Below are 16,833 nucleotides of genomic sequence, written 5' to 3'. Positions count from 1 at the left end.
GTGCTTACAACGCCTGCATCAGCGTGCGCATCATTTCGTTTTCGGCGGTGATCACCTTCGAGTTCGCCTGATAGTTCTGCTGCGCAGCCATCAGGTTCACCAGCTCCGACGTCATATCCACGTTCGACTGTTCGAGCGCGCCTACTGCGAGCTTGCCGGCCATGCTGCTGCCAGCGGTGAAATAGAGCGGATCGCCCGTTGCAGGAGAGGCTTGCCAGGCTGATCCTGAGACGGCGACCAGGCCGCTCTCATTAGGAAACGTCGCTATCGCGAGCTTGCCTGCGCTCGCCTTCTCACCGTTGCTGTATTGCACGATGATCGAGCCGTTCTCGTCAAGCGACAGACCCGTCACGTTGCCCGCGGCATAGCCGGTGGACGTGTTCCTGGTGGTGGTCATTTCGCCGGCGAACATCGTGGTGTCGGTGTAGTTGAGCGAGAGCCGCATGGGCGAGGCTCCGTCCGGCGTGCCGAGATCGAGCGGGACGTTGTCGGCCGGCGCGGTCAACTTGCCGTCGGCATCGAAACTCAGCGTCGTCGCTGTGCCGACCCTATTGCCGTCCATCGTGTATTGCACGCTCACCTGGTTGCCTGGGCCCTTTACGTAGTACTGCGTCACTGTGTGCTTGCGTCCAAGCGAATCGTAGGCAGTCGAGACCGACAAGCCGTTGTACGACAGGGGCTCGTCCTTGTTGAACGGCACCGAGGGCACGCTCCAGTCGGCCGACAGGTTGCCCGCATACCGCAGCGAATCGCTCGCCTTGGCCCCGATTGCACTGGTCGGCACAATCAGGTCGCCCGCTATTGCGTTCCCATTGGCCGGAAAGCCCTGGACCTTGCGGCCAAGCGTGTCGATGACGAAACCCTCCTTATCCGTGTCGAAAATGCCGACCCGGGAAAACAGCGTCGAGCCATCTATGTCGCGACTCACGAAGAAGCCGCGGCCCTGGATCGCGGCATCCATGCCGCGTTCGGTGCGGAGCATGTTGCCCCCGTGATCCATTGACTGCGACACCGAACCGACCTGTACGCCGCCTGCCTGGGTACCTATGTATGCAGCGGTGAAATTGGCCCGGCTCGACTTGTAACCGTATGTGGCTGTATTCGCGATGTTGTTGCTGATCGAGTTCAACTGCTTGTTGACGGCGTTGATGCCCGAGAGTGCGATATTGAAGCTCATGCCTGTTGCTCCTTTCGAGAAATTGCCGACCCGGCGTTACTTTCCGCGCGCCCGAGAAAGCGCGTGATAGTGCCGGTCCCGGTCTCGCCGATACCAGCCACATTCAACATGACGATGCCGTCCTCGCCAAGGCGAACGCTCTGCAGCGTGCCCATGACTTCAATGCGAGGCTTCTCGTTCGTGTCCGTCACTACGCGCATCGTGTAGTGGCCGGGCGGCAGGCCCAGTTTTTCCGGATCGATCTCGAAGCCGACTTCGCCCGCAGCCTGAGCGCCAAGGGGGATCTGATGCTCTGCACCGTCGGGGCCGGTCAACACGAGTTGGGCATCGGCGGCGGCATGACCGAGCATGAAGCCGCCTTTGACAGGCGTGCCGGCCATCTCGATCGAATCGCTCGCGACCATCACGGTCGAGCCCACCTGCGAGCCCAGCGTTACCACCAGCATGCCTTCCTGCGACGCCGCGTTGGCGGCGGAAAAACTTGCCAGCGTCTGCATCGCTTCAACCTGGCTCATTTGCGCGAACTGGGTGACGAACTGGCTTGCTTCCATGGGTGCAAGCGGGTCCTGGTTCTGGATCTGCGCGACCAGCAGTGTGGTGAACATGTTCGACAGTGAACCTGACTCGCCTGAAGCCTGTTTTGCAGCCTGGTCCGCGGGCGCATTGGCAGCCGGCGGCGAACCACCGGCACCTTGTGCGTTGCGTGCAAGACCGGTGTCCATATAGCTCTGCATAATCAGCCCTCACCCAGTTTCAGCAGATCCTGCTGCATGCCCTTCACACGGGCGAGCACTTCAGCGTTCGTCGAGAACGCCCGCGACGCGGCCATCATGTCGGTCATCTCCTCAACCGGGCTGACATTCGAATAGAACACCATGCCCTGTTCATCGGCCATTGGATTGCCGGGTTCATAACGCTTGTCCAGCGGATCGTTCATGGTCACTACATCGAGCACCTGGACACGCGCGCCGCCCTCTCCCAGAATCGACGCAAAGACCGGTTTGCGCGCACGGTAGGCGGTCTCTTCACTGCCTGTGCTGCCCGCATTCGCCAGGTTGCTTGCCACTGTGTTCAGCCGCACCGTTTGTGCGGCCATCGCCGAACCGGCGATCTGTGAAATGTCCTTGAAGCTCATGGTGGTTAGCTATTTCCGTTGATCGCGGCGGCGAGGCCCTTGAACTTGATGTTCAGGAAGGTGAGGCTCGTCTGGAAGTCGACCGTGTTCTGCGAGAACGCAGCCTGTTCGATGCCCAGTTCAACTGTGTTGCCATCTTGTGACGGACGGCTGGGGATCCTATACAACGAGTCGCTGTCCGCAAAGCGCGGCGGAGCGGCATCACCCGGCGTATCGAGCTCTCGCTGCAGCGCCGCGCGAAAATCGATGTCGCGGGCCTGATAGTGCGGAGTGCTTTCGTTGGCGAGATTCGCTGCGAGAATGCCGGTGCGCTCCGCCCGTAGTTTCAGCGCGGCCGGATGAACGCCCAACGCCTGTTCCAGATTCAGTCCCATCGTGCGGTTCCTTTTCCATGAGGCCGTGGTGACGCGGTGCGGCACGGCGGCAGCCTATAGACAAAACAGGTGCGAGCGTAACGGGCCTGTTTGCGGATCGCCACAAATCTTAAAGGATCCTAAATGGACAAAAAATACATCCAGCATTGCGCAACGCGCCTCTATCGTTTGGCGCTGCGCATTCCTATAATGCGATCCACTCCAACTCGCTGCGATGCCGACATCAATGCCTCTCTACCGTGTTCCCGGCGGCTTCAAATTGCTGCTCGCCATCATCGCTTGCGGGTCGGCTCATGCCGCTCCGTCCCTGGAGCAACAGGTGACGCTGGCGTCACGCGCATGGCTTGATGGTTTCGTGCAAAAGCAGCAACTGCGGGACGCTCGCATCGATGTCACGGTCCTGCCGGCCCGAGGGCCCGTGCCCGTTTGTACGGAACCTTTCGACATCACGCCCGCAGACACCACGCAGTTAAAACGAATGCGCTTTGCCGCCCGTTGTCCCGGCAGTGCGCGTGCCGCGCTGTTCGTCGTACGCGCCGATGTGCAAGCCAAGGTGTTGGTCGCAAGCGCTCCGATACCAGCGGGCAAAGTGATCGACCGAGCGGACGTGCTGCTGGCGGAGCGCGACATTGCCGCGACCCCGGACGCTATCCACAATGCCGATGACATCGCGGGCCGCGCAAGCCGTCGCCCGCTGCGCGCCGGACAGGTCGTGCAGTCACGCTTCCTGCGCGGCGCGCAAACGCTCAAGCGAGGTCAACCGGTGCGAATCGTCGCGCGCAGCCAGCAGATCGAAGTCACCGCTGCCGGCGTAGCGATGCAGAACGGCGGAGAAAACGACGTGATCCAGGTGCGCAACGTCGCGACGGGCAAGATCATTTCCGCACGCGTGACCGACGCGAGCACCGTGACGCCGGTTGCCTCTGCTTCAAGCGCGGCCGAAGAGTAAATAGCGCCGGCAGGGCTGGCCCGCTGCCTGGGCAACGCTGATTGAGTCCCCCGCTCGACGCCAGATATTGTTGCTACGGACCGCCCAAAAGCGTCAGGTGCTTTTACGGGGCGCAGCCTCAGGTCCGAGCCGCTTGCTGTCAATCGACGCACACTCAACGGAGCGCGCCGCTACCCGAGACGACACCCGTCGTGTAGAGCGCCGTTCGTTGCGGCCGTGTACGGTTCATCGACTGAATCTGGTTCGCCACACCCGCGAGCTTTTCGGCGTAGGCGGCATCCGTCGCATAACCGCCGCGAGACAGCGCGCGGCCGAACGCACCCGCGTCGTCCCCGGCATTCAGTGCGGCCTCGTAGCGCGGGTTGTCCTGCAATAGCCGCGTGTAGTCGCGAAACGCGCTGCCGTAATCCTGATACGAACGGAAGCGGTCGGTGATTTTCATATCGGCTCCGTTCAGATATTCCGTCGTCGATGCATCGACGGTCGCGCCTTTCCAGCCGGCGCCCGCCTTGATGCCGAACAGATTGTGCGTTGTGGTCCCCTCTGGCGTCTTGAGCGGCCGTTGGCCCCAGCCGGATTCGAGCGCGGCGTGTGCGGCGATCACGTTCGGTGAAGTGCCGAGCGCTTTGGCGGCCTGCTCCGCCCAAGGCGCGATCTCATCGACAAAAGCCTGGCGGGTTGTATCGAGCGTTGCCGTCGAGGGGGCGGCCACGGGGCTCGTGCGCGCCATCACTTGCGCGTCGCTGAACGCCGCAAGATGCTGCGTCAGTTGCGCTGCTGCCCAGCCCGATTGCGACGCTGATCTCGTCGAGCCAAATCCCTGTTCGATGGTATTGACGATGTCCGCCCGCGCCGCGCCGATGGCGGACGCGAAACCGCCGCCGGCCGCTGGTTTTGGAAGCGGCAGCGCTACGTCGTCAAAGCCGGCGCCACGACGGCTCCCCGTGAATTCAGCCGGGAACATAGGTATGTTTCTCGCCGTGCAGCAGTCTTTGCATCATTTCGAATTGGGACGCCAGCAGATTGCCGTTGCGAACCGCCTGTGCCTTGCAGTGCTTGACCGCTGCCTTCCATTCCTCCCGGCACACATCGAGCGTTGCACGCTGCGCGGTAGCGGCCGTCGTGACCGGAGTCCGTCCAGTCTGTTGGTAAGCAATGCTCAGCGGTTTCTGGCCGGCGCCGCTGCGAGCACGCCGGCGCGCGTCCAGCAATCCAACCTCATGCGCGATCTGTTCGGCCGTCCGCTTCAATGCATCGGCGTCGAGACGCAAGGCCGCTGCGAACTGGACGTCGAACATCTGCGCGAGCCGCCGGTAGGTATGCAGGTCCGCGTTGAAGTCGTCAAGAAGCTGCGTGAGCGCCGCCGAAACACTCATTGCGGACCTCCGTGATACCGCGCGATTCGTGCTGCGAGACTGCTGGCATCGAAGACGATCGTTCTATCGAGCAACGCCGCTTTGATGTCGGCCACCCGCTCGCTGTCCACGTCGGGCAGCTTCTGCATCTCGGCGTGACTCAGCCTGAGCGTCGTGGCATCGCCGGCAGGTCGAACGGCAGATGCGGAGCGCGGCACTATGGCCGGCCCTTCGGCGATCTGCGCGCCGGGTGCTTCGTTGATGGCGGGTAAGCCCGCGCCGTTTGTAATTCGCATAGTCAGATGTTCCGCTTGCAGACGGCATAAAAATGGACAAATACTCTTGGGCAATTCCACAAGACGGCCGTCGAGGCCATTCAGTTAAACGTCCCTGATGAAATTTCCTGCGTCATCCGATCGTGCAGCGCGTCGTTCTCCGGCAGCGCGTCGTTCTCCGGCGTCTGCTCGGACCAGACCGCATCCACACCGTCGATCAGCGGCACAACCGTTTGCGGCATGCCGAACATCTGCTCGATCATGCGCGCGCGCCGCGCCGTCAAAACCAGCAGTTCGATCCGGCGATTGACGGCCCCGCGTGGATCGTCCGGATTCAAGGGTGCGCGCTCGGCCATGCCGACCACCTGCAGCACGTTGCCGGCGGCCAGACCGCCTTGCAACAGGCTGCCGCGCGCGGCCATGGCCCGCTCACTCGACAGATGCCAGTTCGAGCGCGCCCCGTAACCCTGTTCGCGATACGGCACGGCGTCCGTATGACCCACGATGAGAACCGGGTTGCCGACCCTCGCCAGCAGCGCGCCGATCCGCTGCAGCAATGCATCGAATTTCCTGTCGGGTACGGCGCTGCCCAGTACGAAGAGTCCCTGGCTATCGGTGTCGTGCAGCATCACGCGCAAGCCTGCCGGCGTCATCACCATCCGCAGGTTACCCAGCAGATTCGCCTCGATACCCAGCCTCTCCAGCCGCTCAGCGACCGCGCGCAGTTCGGCCTCGCTCTCACCACGCGGCGTTGGTTCAGCCTCTTGCGTGCCGCTCTCGCTCGCCACGGCATCTGGTTCATCGTCGGCGATCACTTCCTCCTGCGCGGCGAGCTGATGCGGCTCGAGCACGCTCATCGGCGCCTGCGGACTGCCGTTACCGTCAGCCACGCTGCCTGAACCCGAATCCAGGACGCTGCCGCGCGAGCTGGCGCTTTTTCCTTTAGCGGTCTCGTGCTCCTTCGTGGAGAGTACCCATAGCACGAGAAAAAGGCACATCAACGCCAGACAGAAGTCGGCAAACGCAACCTTCCATGTGCCGCCATGGTCATCGTCATGCTGGCGCTGCGAGACCCGCTTGACGATCGTTTCTTCCTTGTGCCGCGCCGGCCTCGCCAGCACCGGCCGATCCGGCCGATCCGGGACGCTGCTCACGTGCGCGCTCCGTCGAGCTCGTTGATCCAGGATTCGAGCTGGGCGAAGCTCGGCTTGCTGACCAACTGCACGAGCCGGCGGCCGCTGTCGATTGCCAGCAGCGGCGGCTTGCCGCCCGCAAATGAAACCAGCACGACCTTCACGCACTCCAGTTCGGAGATCTCGGTCTTGACGACCTGCTTGATCACGTTACTCAGCGGATCGAGCACGCCGTAACAAAAGAATATGCCGAGGAAGGTGCCCACCATTGCCGCCGCGACCCGCTCGGCGATCTCGCCGGCCGTCGCGCCGTCGGACACGATGCTCATCGCGATCACGACACCAAGCACAGCCACCACGATGCCGAACCCGGGCATTGCGTCGGAAATCTTGCGCAGCGACTTCGAGGGCTGTTCGAGATCGTCGTGAATGGATTCAAGTTCCTGCTCCAGCACGCCTTCGAGTTCGTGCGCGCTGATCCTGCCCATCGCCATCAGCCGAAAGTTGTCCACGATGAACGCCAGCAGCCTCGGAGACGCGACGACCAGCGGGTAGCGCTGAAACAGCTCGCTTTCGTGCGGTGCTTCGACGTGCACGTCGAGCGCCTTCAGATCGCGGCCGACCTGCAGCAATTCATACATCAGCAGCAGCAGTTGCCGCTGGAATTCCTTGTGGGTTTTCGCCTTCCCGGACGTCATCACCTTCCGGATCTGGCTGCCCAGTTCCACCAGCACGTGGCGGGGGTTGCCGACCACCATTGCACCGACTGCCGCACCGACGATGATCACCAGCTCGGTCGGTTGCCACAACATGGAGAAATCCCCGCCCATGAACATGAAGCCGCCTAGCACGCAAGCCAGCACCACGAAAATGCCAAATATCTGTTGCACAGTCGTTTTCCTTTGCGCGAGACGCGTCAGTCCTGATTCATATGCGCTTTCATCTTGTTGAGCGCACTCTTGTTTATCTGACACACCCTTGCGGCCGTCAGACCCAGCGTTGCCGCGATCTCGGCGTGACCCAGATCGAATTCGTAGTACAGCTGAATCACTTGTTGCTCACGCGCGTCCAGTGCGAGCAGCGCCTGCGTGAGGCTCCAGCGGTTGAGAGCCTGCACCTCCGGGCCCGGCTGTTCGTCGAGCCGTTCGCCCATCTCCGCGAACATCGCATCGAAGCTCGCGAAGGCTTCTGCGCCATCATCCTGCACATGTTGTTCGTACTCCTGCTCTCCGATGTCCAGCGCGGCGCAGACTTCCGCCCGGGTCGGTTCGCGCCCCAGCTCGCGGCGCAACGTCCGTTCCATGGCACGCAACCTATGCGCCCCTTGACGCGCGCCGCGTGGCCGCCAATCCTGGCGCCGCAGTTCGTCGAGAATCGCGCCACGCACCCTTACCTGAGCGAAATGGCGGAACTCGTCATCGGGCTCGCCGTATCGGCGCAGCGCCTCGAGCAGACCAATCAGGCCAATCTGCTCGAGATCTTCGCGATCGATTGCGCCGCCCGCATGCGAACTGAGGTTGCGCACCACGCGCTTGACGAGCGGCACGTACTGGAACATCCAGCGCTGTTCGGCTGCGCCGTCGGAGGCATGAGCGGTCCGCTGCACACTGGCGTATTCGGTGCGGTTCTGAACGTTCATGACAGTCACTCGAGCATCAACTTGCCGATCAGCACGTCGGAGAACGGTATGTTCGCGGGCGAGCCATAAGCCGTCGCGTAGGCGCTCATCAGCACGGCGGCGTAATCATCGACCGTCAGGCGGCGGGCATCCTCCACCGTGTATTTGGACAGCGCCCGATAGGCCACACTGCGCAGCATCGGCAATTGCTCGTGGATCTCCTTCTGGCTGCTGGAGCTCGTCACGCTGAACACCAGATCCATCGACAGATAGCGCGAACGCGTTGCCCCCACCGGGTTGCGCAACATGACGATGAGCTTGTCGAGCGTCACATAGCGATAATCGGCCGCATTCGGCCGCTTCTCTTTTTCGCTCTCGCGCGTTTCGCCGGCGAACGGCCAGACGCCATGGGAGCGGGCCAGCATCAGGCCGCCGGCGGCAGACAGGGTCAGCACTGACGCCGCCACTAACAAGAGGTATCGTTTCTTCATGGAGAGATCAATGGCCCAGTTGCGTCGCATGATGAGCGGCAAGTTCGAATGCCGTGTCGGTGAGGTCCCCCTGGGCCAGGCCGCGTCCGGGTCGGTGTTCTCGCTGCGCGTGCGGGTCCTGGCCGTCACGCTGTTGACGCCCTTCGCTGCCGTGTTCGCCCGCGCGCGTGGCCGAGACATGCACCACCACGTCGGTGAACTGGCGATTGGCCAGATCCTGGCGCAGACCGTCAGTGATGGCCTGTAACTGCCGCACGACATCGCTGTTCGTGGCCGACAGGTAAATCTGGATGGCTCCCGCCTCATGACGCAGTTCAATCCGCACGTTGCCGGACATCAATGGGTCGAGCCGGATCACCGCGCGCTGCACGCCTTGCTCCGCATGCAGGCTGATGCGCTCGCCCAGCAGCGCCACGAGTTTCTGCTGCGGCTCGACAGAAGCGGGTTGCAACGGCTTCAGCGGCGCGTCGCTTTCGAATGGCGTGGGTGATGACGACATCGCCGCTAGCGCAAGCTCGCCCCCTGGCGGTTGCTGCAGTGCCCGAGTGGCTGACATTGGGCGCGGCTCCTGCAACGCCGTGGCGCCCAATGCCGCGCGTGCCGCTTGCTGGACCACTGCAGCGCTGACGGCTGCACCCTGACCCGCCATCTCAGGCGCCTCGATTGCCTTGTCGGCAGGTGCCATACGCAGCGTCAGGGCCGTCGCGAACGGCGTACGCAGGGGTTCGGCCTGCGGCTGCGGGGCTACTGTCCGAGACATGGCCGGCGTGTCCAGGACGAGGGATGCGGGCATCACTTGGTCCGCCCCATTCACAAGCGGCATGCCGATATCAGGCTCGGTCGCAGAGGCCTCAGCGGGCGCCACTGGTAGCAGCAACAACGGTTGCGCAATCAGGTGCAGCGACGCATGCGACGCATCCGAAACGATCGCGCCGATGTCAGCAAACAGCGCGCCGGTTCCGTCCGGCGCATCGCCAAGGTCGTTACCGTCCATCGTGAACAGGACGTCCTGCGGGTCTGTGCCGCTGCCCAGCCCGGTTGCGCCGCGTGCCGGGTAGCCAGTGACCGGACGCGCACTGCCAGGATGGGATACCGTCCGCGCGATCAGTGCGCTCATTACGTCAGGCATGCTCATAAAGGCGTGCTCCCGTCGTCGCTGTCGCGCAAGTAGGCGTCCCATCCGGTGCGGTGTTCGCTGAGACCGGTCATCTGCCTTGCGAGGCGCTCCAGCTCGGCGTTCAGAACCGCCATCGCCGCGCGGTGGGTAGGCTTCACGAGCGCGAGTGCATCGCGCTCCGTTTCGCTCAAGGTCCGCTTTGCGGACAAGTCGCTCACCACCTCACGGAGTTCACTATTGAGGGTCGTCAGCACAGTCCAGTCGCGCTCCAGCGAGGCCTCTCTCAAACGTACGGCGAGTTCCAGCAGATGTTCAGTCCGGTCCATGTGTCTTATCCGTGGCGCTGTTCGACGCCTTGCCAGGCATCGTGCAGGGTGGTCACCAGACCCACGACCTCATCGATCATCGTCGGCTCCAGTGTGCAGCCGGCCTCATTCAGACGCCACGCGCAATAGTCGTAGAGCTGCGCGAGATTCGTCACGACGTCGCCGCCGGATTCGGAATCGAGCGCGCTTTTAAGACCGGTCAGGATACCTATGCATTTGTTTATGCTCTTGCCTTTTGCTTCGTATCGCCTGTTCTCCATGTGCGAACGTGCGCGGGCCATTTCGTCCAGCAATCCGTCCATCAATACGATGACCAGTTGCACCGGCGACGCACTCGCGGTGCGCGCGTCGAGACTGGCCGAGTGGTAGCTGGCGTAGCCGGTCAGACCCATGATTACTTCCTCCCACTGAACACGGGCAGGTCATCGAGCATCGCGAGCGTCTGCTCCATCTGGGTGTTCAGGCTCTGAACCCTGGTGAACTGCGCAAGATATTGTTCGTAGATCCGGCCGTACTTGATATCAAGCGAAGAACTCCTGCTATCAATTGATTTCTGAACGGACTGAACAGAGTCCTGACGTTTTTTGATCTGGCCATCGGTGCTGGACAGCCAGCTTTTCAGGTACTTGTCCATGCGCCCGCTCAAGGCCATGTCGGAGCCGCTGAACATCGCTTCCAGGCCTGCTGGATTCTTGGCGAGCATCGCTTCGAGCTTGGTTTTGTCAACCGACAGCCTGCCGTTGCGATCGGCACTTACACCGTAGGTGAGCAAGCTCGCGCCGTCGACACTCTGTCGCATCATCGTGTCCAACTGCTGCTTCAGCGCGCGAATACCGGCATCGCCTGAAAACGGCCCGGCCGTCGCGCCGTTGCCACCGCTTGCGGTCAGATCGCCCAGCACTTTGGTCAGCGTGTTGTACGCATCGACGAATTGCTGCACGTTGTCCGCGGTCGCGGCGTTGTCCATCACCACGGTCAGCACGATGGGGTTATCACCGTCGCGCATTGCCTGTTTAAACGTAACGCTCACACCGTCAACGCCTGTAAACGTATTGTTTGCCTGCACGACGCGCGTACCCTGATCCCGGCCGCCCAGATAGAAAATCGCATCGCGCGCAGCACTCAGCTCCCTCGTCTGATCGAGGGCGCCTTTCAGATCCGCATCGCCTATCTGGGTGGTATCGAGCGTGATTCGCCCTGCCTCACCCGTTTGCCCCGATGTCATCACCAGTTGCTGTTCGCCGTTGACGCTCACGACCGACGCGCTCACCTTGCCATCGTTGCCAACAGCCTGGTTGATCGCACGCGCCAGTGCGGCGGGCGTCACGTTGCCGTCGGTGTCGACGTTGGCGGCGGACAGGTCGACGTCGAACGCAGCTCCATCGCCAAGCTGTACCGTCAGCGTGCCGGCACCGGCCGCGGCCACCGGCCGCAGGCCGCTGAACGACACCTGGTGCGCCGATGCGATCTGTTCGACGAAGAACGTATAACTGCCCGGCTGCGCCTTCGCGCCGACTGTCGCGCCACCAACCGCCGGATCGGATAAAGAGGCGGAGTATTTGACGACGCCCGCGCCGGAAGAAGGTAGCTTGCCCAGCGCGGTCTGAAAGCTCTGGAGTGCTGATTGCAACTTGGTCAATGCATCTCTCGCGCTGGTCGCGTCAGCCCTCTGCATCTTGATGAGGCTGCGCGCCGAAGCGAGACGCATGTCGGCGAGCGCCTGGGCGTTTTCAACAGGAGTGTTCGGATTGATCATGGTGACCCTTCGTTTGAACGAATCGAATAAATGCTGTCGGCTTCGCGGCGTGCCCGGTACCAGGCCTGCGTCGCCAGTTGATCCTGCCGCTTCTGGCCGCGCTTCTCATCAGCGAGCCGGATTGCATGACGCTTGCTGCACAGGGTGCGCTCGAGTGCCTCGTGTTTCAGCGAAGCCCTCATCAATGCGCGTTGACTCACTTCCATGTCAGCTTCATGCCGGGTCAGATCGCTGAGGTGCGTGTGAATCATCTCGACCAGCGACGATTTGAAATCGGCGCAATTGATGGACAGCGCAAGGTTCGCCATTCCGCTCTGGCCGAGGCCAGTCACCATGTCCTGCACGCGCTCCAGGCTCCTGCGATAGCGCTCGCGCAGCGCCTCCTTGCTCGCCTGCTCGACCTTCAGGCGATCGCGTTCCCGCGCGCGCAGTTCGACGAGGCGAGCCAGGCTCACAACGGTCCGTTCGCCGTTCATGCGAGCAACGCCTCGAGTTGTGAAATCGCGTCGGCAAACGATGCTTCCTCGCCGACACCCTGCTGCAAGTACTGTTCGATCCGGGGATAGAGATGCACGGCCCGATCCGTCAGCGGATCGGCGCCCGCGACGTAGCCGCCGAGCGGAATCAGGTCGCGGACCTGCGCGTGCCGGTTGATCATCTCCTTGAGCGTGCGCGCTGCGGCGAGCTGCGCCTCGGAGGCCACCAGCGCCATGCAGCGGCTCACGGAGCGCGCGACATCGATCGCCGGGTAATGACCCTGCTCGGCAAGCGCGCGAGAGAGCATGATGTGGCCGTCGAGAATCGCCCGCGCCGTATCGACGACCGGGTCCTGCTCGTCGTCACCCTCCGCGAGTACCGTGTAAATCGCGCTCATGCTGCCGCTGCCCTCACCGTTGCCGGCGCCTTCGACAAGTTGTGGCAACAAGCCAAATACGGATGGCGGATAGCCGCGTGTCGCGGGCGGTTCGCCGAGCGCCAGCGCTACTTCGCGCTGTGCCATGGCATAGCGCGTCAGCGAATCGACCAGCAGCAATACGTTCTCTCCAGCGTCACGAAAATGCGCCGCGATCGAGTGACAAAGTTCAGTGGCCATCAGCCGCATCAACGGGGACTCGTCGGCGGGCGCGACGACGACAATCGCTTTCTTCAGCCCATCGGGACCAAGCGCATGATCGATAAATTCGCGCACCTCACGGCCACGCTCGCCGATCAACCCCACGACCACCACGCTGGCCTCCGTCTGCCGGGTGATCATGCCGAGCAGCACGCTCTTTCCGACGCCGCTGCCGGCGAACAAGCCGACGCGCTGGCCCCGGCCCAGGGTGAGCGCACCGTTGATGGCGCGCACCCCCACGTCGAGAATGCCGCGCACAGGCTGGCGTTTCATCGGATTGACGCGTGGAGGGCGCAGTTCAAGCGGCACTTCGCCGGCAAGCGGCCCGCGTCCATCGATCGGTTCGCCGAGGCCATCGATAATGCGGCCGCGCCAGGCCGGGCCGATCAGGATGGGCTTTTCGTCGGCTTCGGCTATCACGCGCGCACCCGAGGTCAGCCCGGTCTGCTTGCGCAGCGGCATCAGGTACGACACGTCCCCGCGAAAGCCCACGACGCGTGCATTGAGCCAGTCCCCCGAGGTGGTTTCGATACGCGTGCGCTGGCCGGTTTCGAATGCATAGCCGGTGGCTTCCAGCAACATCCCCGACACACCGCTCAGGCGGCCGATAGGTCTCGCGACCGGAACATCGAGATCGAGGTCGATGGCGGCGTTACGCATTGTCGACAGCCTCGCCGTTCGGATGCGGTGTTATGTCTCGCGGAGGCGCTGACGACTGGAGATGCGCACTGATCCGTTCGATACACAACGCAAGGCGCTGGCTACAACCCGCATCCATTTCGCGGTCCCCCGCCTTCACGCGGCATTCACCAGGTTCGAGGCGGGCATCGGGCGTCAGGCGCCAAACGGCGGCCCGCTCGGGCGCGACAGCCAGAATGCGCTGATACTCACCGGGATTCAGGCGAACCTCCACGTTCGCGGGTACGGCGGGTACTTTAGGCATCTCGGCCAGGGCTTCGCTGACGAACTCGAGCAACAATTCGGGCCGATGCACCAGCTCGTTACGAATCACTTGCCGCGCGACCTTTTCAACCAGCCCCGCAATCTCGTCACGCATTTCGCTGCGGTAAGCTTCCTGCAGCGAATCAAAACCCGAGATCATCGCGTCAAGCGGCTCGGTCAGTGCATCGAGCGCACGCTTCGCTTCAAGCCGTACCGCTTCCTTGCTCTCGGCATAGCCCGCCGCCTGGCCCTCGCGAAAACCCTCTTCGCGCGCTATCTGCAACACTGCCTCCGACGGAGCGCTGTCGAACAACGGCAGCACGGCCGCAGCGGTGTCCGCAGGGTCGTGAGTACCCAGGCGGTGTGCGAGCGAAGGGAAGACATAACGGCGGTACTGCTTCATCACATCACGTCCTCGGCGACGAGTTGCAACTCGATCTCGCCGGCGTCAGCCAGTTCGCGCACCTGCTCCATGATCTCGCGCCGGGCCTGCTCGACGCGGCTCACCGGCGTTGGGCTGACGCGGCGCCGCATGTCTTCGAAGGCCTGCACCTGGCGCCGCGGCATCGACCGCAACAGCGTCTCAACCAGCCTGGCGTCTGCGCCCTTGAGCGCAAGCCCCCATTGCTCAAGCGGCACCTGCTCCATGATCGTGGCAATCGCCGTGTCGCTTTGCTGCGCAAGAATCGAGAAGTCGTACATATGGTTTTCGACTTCGGACACGACGTCTGGATCGCGCGCGCGCAACAGTTCGACCATGCGAGCGCGATCTCCCGGCATCCGGGTCATGATGTCAGCGGCTTGCCTCACACCTTCGACAGTCGTGCTTTGAATGCCGAGATTCGCGATGCACAGATCAACCACGACTTCGAGATCGCGCAGCAGTTCATAGTCGATTTCCTTCAGGCGCGCGATCTGCAGCAACACCAGTTCCCGGCGCTCGTCGGGCAGTGCCTGAATCACCTGGCTCGATTGTTCAGGCGGCAGGAACGCGAGAAAGATGGCTTGCATCTGGACATGCTCATGCGAGATACGCTCGGCGAGCCACTGCGGTTGCGCCCATTGCAAGCGGGCCATCCGTGGGCCGATTGCATCGCCATAGATGCTGTTAAGAACACTGCCGGCAATCACGCCACCAAGCGCCTTTTCAAGCGAGTGCTGCAGGAACGAGCGCGAGGCGCCTCGCACGCTGCTTTGCGCGCGGTAGGCATCGAAGAACGTCTGGATCGTGTCCTGCACCGCGTCCGCCTTGACACCGGTCATGCGTGACATGACCCGCGTGACGTCGAGCAATTCGTCGCGCGACAGACAGCGCAACACGGCCGCCGCCGGCTCCTCGCCCATGCTCAACAGTACGATCGCCGCTCGTTCGACGGACGTCATCTCCGGCGAGCGCAGTGACGCGCTCACGCCCGTGCTAATCGGATTGTCCATCTTTGCGTATCCAGGGTTTGATGACTTCGGCGACCCGTTCCGGGTCCTGGCCAACCATGGCTCTCAGGTGCTCGACGAGTACGTCGACGTCTGAACCTATGGGTGGCAGCTTGATTTCGGTGAGTAGCGGCAGTGCCACGGAAGAACGTGTGCCGGCCATCGCCGTCACGTCGTCCGGTGCGGGCAGCGCAGGCACCATCGCCTCGTCTGCAGCCCGGCGCGGCGGATCCTGTTGCTTGGCGACCCACTGCCGCAAAATCCTGATCAGCGGACGCAGAACCAGCAGGAAGGCCAACAGGGCAAGCAACGCATAGCCGGCATACGATCCGATCGTCACGAGGTTGTCGCGTTCGCGCCACCACGGCACCTCCTCAACAGGCGGTGCGGGCTGGAAACTCAACCCGGAGACCAGAAGCTGATCACCTCGCTCGCTATCAATACCGAGCCCGTTGCGCAAAATGCTTTCGATGTTGGCAAGCTGGTCGCGGGTCCACGTTTTACCGCCTGCCGGCGCAACGGCATCGTTCAACACGACAGCCACGCTCATGCGCTTTATGACCGTCGGCGCACGCCTGGTCTGCACGACGCTGCGGTCGTACGCGTATTGACGCGTGGTCGCGTTTCTCTGCGAGCGTGGCCCTTCACCGGCGTCGCTTGCCGGCCTTGCCACGGCCGGACGGTTCGACAGCGATCCCGGCACACCCAGTGCCGGCGCTCCAACGTCGTCCTCCTTACGCGTCGCTTCCTGCGTCACCTTGGGCGCTTCGCCATATTGCTCGCGGGTTTCTTCGACGCGATCGCGATTGAGTTCGACCGCAACGCTTGCCCTGAAATTTCCATCGCCCAAGGCTGGCGCCAAAAGCGTCTGGATGTTGCGCAACGCGTCGTCGCGCATGCGTGCGCCGACTTCCTGCTCCGCTGGCGAGCCGCCGCCCTGATCCGATGCCGACAGGTAATGCCCTGCCTGATCCACCACCGCCACGCGCGCCGGGTCGAGATTGGCGACACTGCCGGCGACCATAGCTACGATGGCCGAGACCTGCTCGGCCGAAAGCTTACGGCCCGGTTTGAGTCTCAGCACGACCGACGCTGAACTCTTGTCGCCGTCGCCGAGAATGAACGATGACGATTTCGCGATGGACAGGTGGACGCGCGCCGACTCCACCGGTTCCAGCGTCACGATGCTTTGCGTAAGCTCGCCCTCAAGCCCCCGCCGGAACCGAATGTCCTGCACGAACTGGTTCACGCCGAGAGGATCGCTTTTGTCGGCCTGCTCAAGGCCGGCAGGCAGCCTGGCTATCACGCCTTTGGCCGCGAGCAGCATGCGCACTCGCCCCAGCATGTCTTCGGGCACCAGCACCTGGCCGCTGTTCGGATGGATGCGATACGCAATCTTCTCCTCGTCGAGGACCGACATCATGTCAGCAGCCGGGACCGTTTCGCGCGCACCGAACAACGGCTTGTAACGGGAGTCCTGGTACTGCAGGAACATCATCGCGAGCGCAGTCAACCCGATCGTCAGCAGGACGAGGGGCAGCAGCTTCGTGACAGACGTGGAAGCAGGCAGTGCGAGTCTTCCCTTCGAGAAAAGCCCGGTAGCACGGGACTTGATGGTGTCGAGCACAGATCAGGTCTCG

The 16,833-nt window shown here is 62.9% G+C and carries 21 protein-coding genes; 1 reads left to right on the top strand and 20 read right to left on the bottom strand.

Going from position 1 to position 16,833, the window contains the following annotated elements; genetic code table 11:
* Positions 1-4: 4 nt before the first annotated feature.
* The 4 genes from ACSQ36_RS39535 to flgB are packed head-to-tail and all read right to left on the bottom strand — an operon-like array spanning position 5 to position 2,686.
* Positions 5-1,177: a flagellar hook protein FlgE gene (locus tag ACSQ36_RS39535; RefSeq protein WP_436186312.1), complete on the bottom strand. Its 1,173-nt coding sequence runs from the start codon at positions 1,175-1,177 to the stop codon at positions 5-7.
* A complete protein-coding gene (locus ACSQ36_RS39530) occupies positions 1,174-1,899 on the bottom strand; it encodes a flagellar hook capping FlgD N-terminal domain-containing protein (RefSeq protein ID WP_436186311.1) in 726 nt (241 codons plus the stop codon). Before ACSQ36_RS39530 ends, ACSQ36_RS39535 begins: the two co-directional genes overlap by 4 nt.
* A gap of 14 nt (positions 1,900-1,913) precedes the next feature.
* Positions 1,914-2,312 carry a flagellar basal body rod protein FlgC gene (gene flgC, locus ACSQ36_RS39525; RefSeq protein WP_436186310.1) on the bottom strand — a complete coding sequence of 133 codons (399 nt, stop codon included), beginning with the start codon at positions 2,310-2,312 and terminating at the stop codon, positions 1,914-1,916.
* Positions 2,313-2,317: 5 nt separating this feature from the next.
* A complete protein-coding gene (flgB, locus tag ACSQ36_RS39520; RefSeq protein ID WP_436186309.1) occupies positions 2,318-2,686 on the bottom strand; it encodes a flagellar basal body rod protein FlgB in 369 nt (122 codons plus the stop codon).
* A 226-nt stretch (positions 2,687-2,912) separates the two neighbouring features.
* Between flgB and flgA the strand changes: the two genes are divergently transcribed.
* Positions 2,913-3,635, top strand: coding sequence for a flagellar basal body P-ring formation chaperone FlgA (flgA, locus tag ACSQ36_RS39515; protein WP_436186308.1), 723 nt, complete (start codon positions 2,913-2,915; stop codon positions 3,633-3,635).
* A 154-nt stretch (positions 3,636-3,789) separates the two neighbouring features.
* On the opposite strand, the gene ACSQ36_RS39510 is transcribed toward flgA, so the two are convergent.
* The 16 genes from ACSQ36_RS39510 to fliF all read right to left on the bottom strand — a co-directional run bounded on the left by ACSQ36_RS39510 (position 3,790) and on the right by fliF (position 16,820).
* On the bottom strand, positions 3,790-4,599 hold the full coding sequence (locus ACSQ36_RS39510; protein ID WP_436186307.1) for a glucosaminidase domain-containing protein: 810 nt from the start codon (positions 4,597-4,599) through the stop codon (positions 3,790-3,792).
* Positions 4,586-5,011 carry a flagellar export chaperone FlgN gene (gene flgN / locus ACSQ36_RS39505; protein ID WP_213762748.1) on the bottom strand — a complete coding sequence of 142 codons (426 nt, stop codon included), beginning with the start codon at positions 5,009-5,011 and terminating at the stop codon, positions 4,586-4,588. The genes ACSQ36_RS39510 and flgN overlap by 14 nt, the downstream gene beginning before the upstream one ends.
* Positions 5,008-5,286 carry a hypothetical protein gene (locus ACSQ36_RS39500; RefSeq protein WP_436186306.1) on the bottom strand — a complete coding sequence of 93 codons (279 nt, stop codon included), beginning with the start codon at positions 5,284-5,286 and terminating at the stop codon, positions 5,008-5,010. Before ACSQ36_RS39500 ends, flgN begins: the two co-directional genes overlap by 4 nt.
* Positions 5,287-5,366: 80 nt before the next feature.
* Positions 5,367-6,419, bottom strand: coding sequence for a flagellar motor protein MotB (locus ACSQ36_RS39495; RefSeq protein ID WP_436186305.1), 1,053 nt, complete (start codon positions 6,417-6,419; stop codon positions 5,367-5,369).
* Positions 6,416-7,288, bottom strand: coding sequence for a flagellar motor stator protein MotA (gene motA, locus ACSQ36_RS39490; RefSeq protein WP_436186304.1), 873 nt, complete (start codon positions 7,286-7,288; stop codon positions 6,416-6,418). The genes ACSQ36_RS39495 and motA overlap by 4 nt, the downstream gene beginning before the upstream one ends.
* Before the next feature lie 26 nt (positions 7,289-7,314).
* Positions 7,315-8,037, bottom strand: coding sequence for a FliA/WhiG family RNA polymerase sigma factor (locus ACSQ36_RS39485; protein WP_436186303.1), 723 nt, complete (start codon positions 8,035-8,037; stop codon positions 7,315-7,317).
* 5 nt (positions 8,038-8,042) lie between these two features.
* Positions 8,043-8,507 carry a flagellar basal body-associated FliL family protein gene (locus ACSQ36_RS39480; protein ID WP_436186302.1) on the bottom strand — a complete coding sequence of 155 codons (465 nt, stop codon included), beginning with the start codon at positions 8,505-8,507 and terminating at the stop codon, positions 8,043-8,045.
* Between the two features lie 7 nt (positions 8,508-8,514).
* The gene (locus ACSQ36_RS39475) at positions 8,515-9,642 is read right to left on the bottom strand and encodes a flagellar hook-length control protein FliK (RefSeq protein ID WP_436186301.1); all 1,128 of its coding nucleotides are present in this window, start codon (positions 9,640-9,642) and stop codon (positions 8,515-8,517) included.
* On the bottom strand, positions 9,639-9,950 hold the full coding sequence (locus ACSQ36_RS39470; protein WP_436186300.1) for a hypothetical protein: 312 nt from the start codon (positions 9,948-9,950) through the stop codon (positions 9,639-9,641). Before ACSQ36_RS39470 ends, ACSQ36_RS39475 begins: the two co-directional genes overlap by 4 nt.
* A gap of 5 nt (positions 9,951-9,955) precedes the next feature.
* The gene (fliS, locus tag ACSQ36_RS39465; RefSeq protein WP_436186299.1) at positions 9,956-10,342 is read right to left on the bottom strand and encodes a flagellar export chaperone FliS; all 387 of its coding nucleotides are present in this window, start codon (positions 10,340-10,342) and stop codon (positions 9,956-9,958) included.
* Positions 10,343-10,344: 2 nt separating this feature from the next.
* Positions 10,345-11,706: a flagellar filament capping protein FliD gene (gene fliD, locus ACSQ36_RS39460; RefSeq protein WP_436186298.1), complete on the bottom strand. Its 1,362-nt coding sequence runs from the start codon at positions 11,704-11,706 to the stop codon at positions 10,345-10,347.
* Positions 11,703-12,182 (bottom strand): flagellar export protein FliJ, encoded by a 480-nt coding sequence (locus tag ACSQ36_RS39455; RefSeq protein ID WP_436186297.1) that lies wholly within the window; start codon positions 12,180-12,182, stop codon positions 11,703-11,705. Before ACSQ36_RS39455 ends, fliD begins: the two co-directional genes overlap by 4 nt.
* Positions 12,179-13,480 carry a flagellar protein export ATPase FliI gene (gene fliI / locus ACSQ36_RS39450; protein ID WP_213762759.1) on the bottom strand — a complete coding sequence of 434 codons (1,302 nt, stop codon included), beginning with the start codon at positions 13,478-13,480 and terminating at the stop codon, positions 12,179-12,181. The genes ACSQ36_RS39455 and fliI overlap by 4 nt, the downstream gene beginning before the upstream one ends.
* Positions 13,473-14,165, bottom strand: coding sequence for a FliH/SctL family protein (locus ACSQ36_RS39445; RefSeq protein WP_436186296.1), 693 nt, complete (start codon positions 14,163-14,165; stop codon positions 13,473-13,475). The genes fliI and ACSQ36_RS39445 overlap by 8 nt, the downstream gene beginning before the upstream one ends.
* Positions 14,165-15,196 (bottom strand): FliG C-terminal domain-containing protein, encoded by a 1,032-nt coding sequence (locus tag ACSQ36_RS39440; protein WP_213762761.1) that lies wholly within the window; start codon positions 15,194-15,196, stop codon positions 14,165-14,167. Before ACSQ36_RS39440 ends, ACSQ36_RS39445 begins: the two co-directional genes overlap by 1 nt.
* Positions 15,180-16,820: a flagellar basal-body MS-ring/collar protein FliF gene (gene fliF, locus ACSQ36_RS39435; protein WP_436186295.1), complete on the bottom strand. Its 1,641-nt coding sequence runs from the start codon at positions 16,818-16,820 to the stop codon at positions 15,180-15,182. Before fliF ends, ACSQ36_RS39440 begins: the two co-directional genes overlap by 17 nt.
* Positions 16,821-16,833 lie beyond the last annotated feature (13 nt).

The organism is Caballeronia sp. LjRoot34 (genome assembly GCF_964253815.1).
In the GTDB taxonomy this organism is placed as follows: domain Bacteria; phylum Pseudomonadota; class Gammaproteobacteria; order Burkholderiales; family Burkholderiaceae; genus Caballeronia.
The sequence above is the reverse complement of the archived record's forward strand: the minus strand, read 5'-3'. Positions and strand labels throughout refer to the sequence as shown.

Coding starts and splice junctions, on each gene's coding strand:
- ACSQ36_RS39440 (WP_213762761.1), bottom strand. CDS start 15,196: ATGGACAATCCGATTAGCACGGGCGTGAGCGCGTCACTGCGCTCGCCG.
- fliS (WP_436186299.1), bottom strand. CDS start 10,342: ATGGGTCTGACCGGCTACGCCAGCTACCACTCGGCCAGTCTCGACGCG.
- ACSQ36_RS39500 (WP_436186306.1), bottom strand. CDS start 5,286: ATGCGAATTACAAACGGCGCGGGCTTACCCGCCATCAACGAAGCACCC.
- ACSQ36_RS39485 (WP_436186303.1), bottom strand. CDS start 8,037: ATGAACGTTCAGAACCGCACCGAATACGCCAGTGTGCAGCGGACCGCT.
- ACSQ36_RS39510 (WP_436186307.1), bottom strand. CDS start 4,599: ATGTTCCCGGCTGAATTCACGGGGAGCCGTCGTGGCGCCGGCTTTGAC.
- ACSQ36_RS39455 (WP_436186297.1), bottom strand. CDS start 12,182: ATGAACGGCGAACGGACCGTTGTGAGCCTGGCTCGCCTCGTCGAACTG.
- ACSQ36_RS39535 (WP_436186312.1), bottom strand. CDS start 1,177: ATGAGCTTCAATATCGCACTCTCGGGCATCAACGCCGTCAACAAGCAG.
- flgN (WP_213762748.1), bottom strand. CDS start 5,011: ATGAGTGTTTCGGCGGCGCTCACGCAGCTTCTTGACGACTTCAACGCG.
- ACSQ36_RS39475 (WP_436186301.1), bottom strand. CDS start 9,642: ATGAGCATGCCTGACGTAATGAGCGCACTGATCGCGCGGACGGTATCC.
- fliD (WP_436186298.1), bottom strand. CDS start 11,706: ATGATCAATCCGAACACTCCTGTTGAAAACGCCCAGGCGCTCGCCGAC.
- ACSQ36_RS39480 (WP_436186302.1), bottom strand. CDS start 8,507: ATGAAGAAACGATACCTCTTGTTAGTGGCGGCGTCAGTGCTGACCCTG.
- flgB (WP_436186309.1), bottom strand. CDS start 2,686: ATGGGACTGAATCTGGAACAGGCGTTGGGCGTTCATCCGGCCGCGCTG.
- ACSQ36_RS39470 (WP_436186300.1), bottom strand. CDS start 9,950: ATGGACCGGACTGAACATCTGCTGGAACTCGCCGTACGTTTGAGAGAG.
- flgA (WP_436186308.1), top strand. CDS start 2,913: ATGCCTCTCTACCGTGTTCCCGGCGGCTTCAAATTGCTGCTCGCCATC.
- ACSQ36_RS39445 (WP_436186296.1), bottom strand. CDS start 14,165: ATGAAGCAGTACCGCCGTTATGTCTTCCCTTCGCTCGCACACCGCCTG.
- flgC (WP_436186310.1), bottom strand. CDS start 2,312: ATGAGCTTCAAGGACATTTCACAGATCGCCGGTTCGGCGATGGCCGCA.
- fliI (WP_213762759.1), bottom strand. CDS start 13,480: ATGCGTAACGCCGCCATCGACCTCGATCTCGATGTTCCGGTCGCGAGA.
- ACSQ36_RS39530 (WP_436186311.1), bottom strand. CDS start 1,899: ATGGACACCGGTCTTGCACGCAACGCACAAGGTGCCGGTGGTTCGCCG.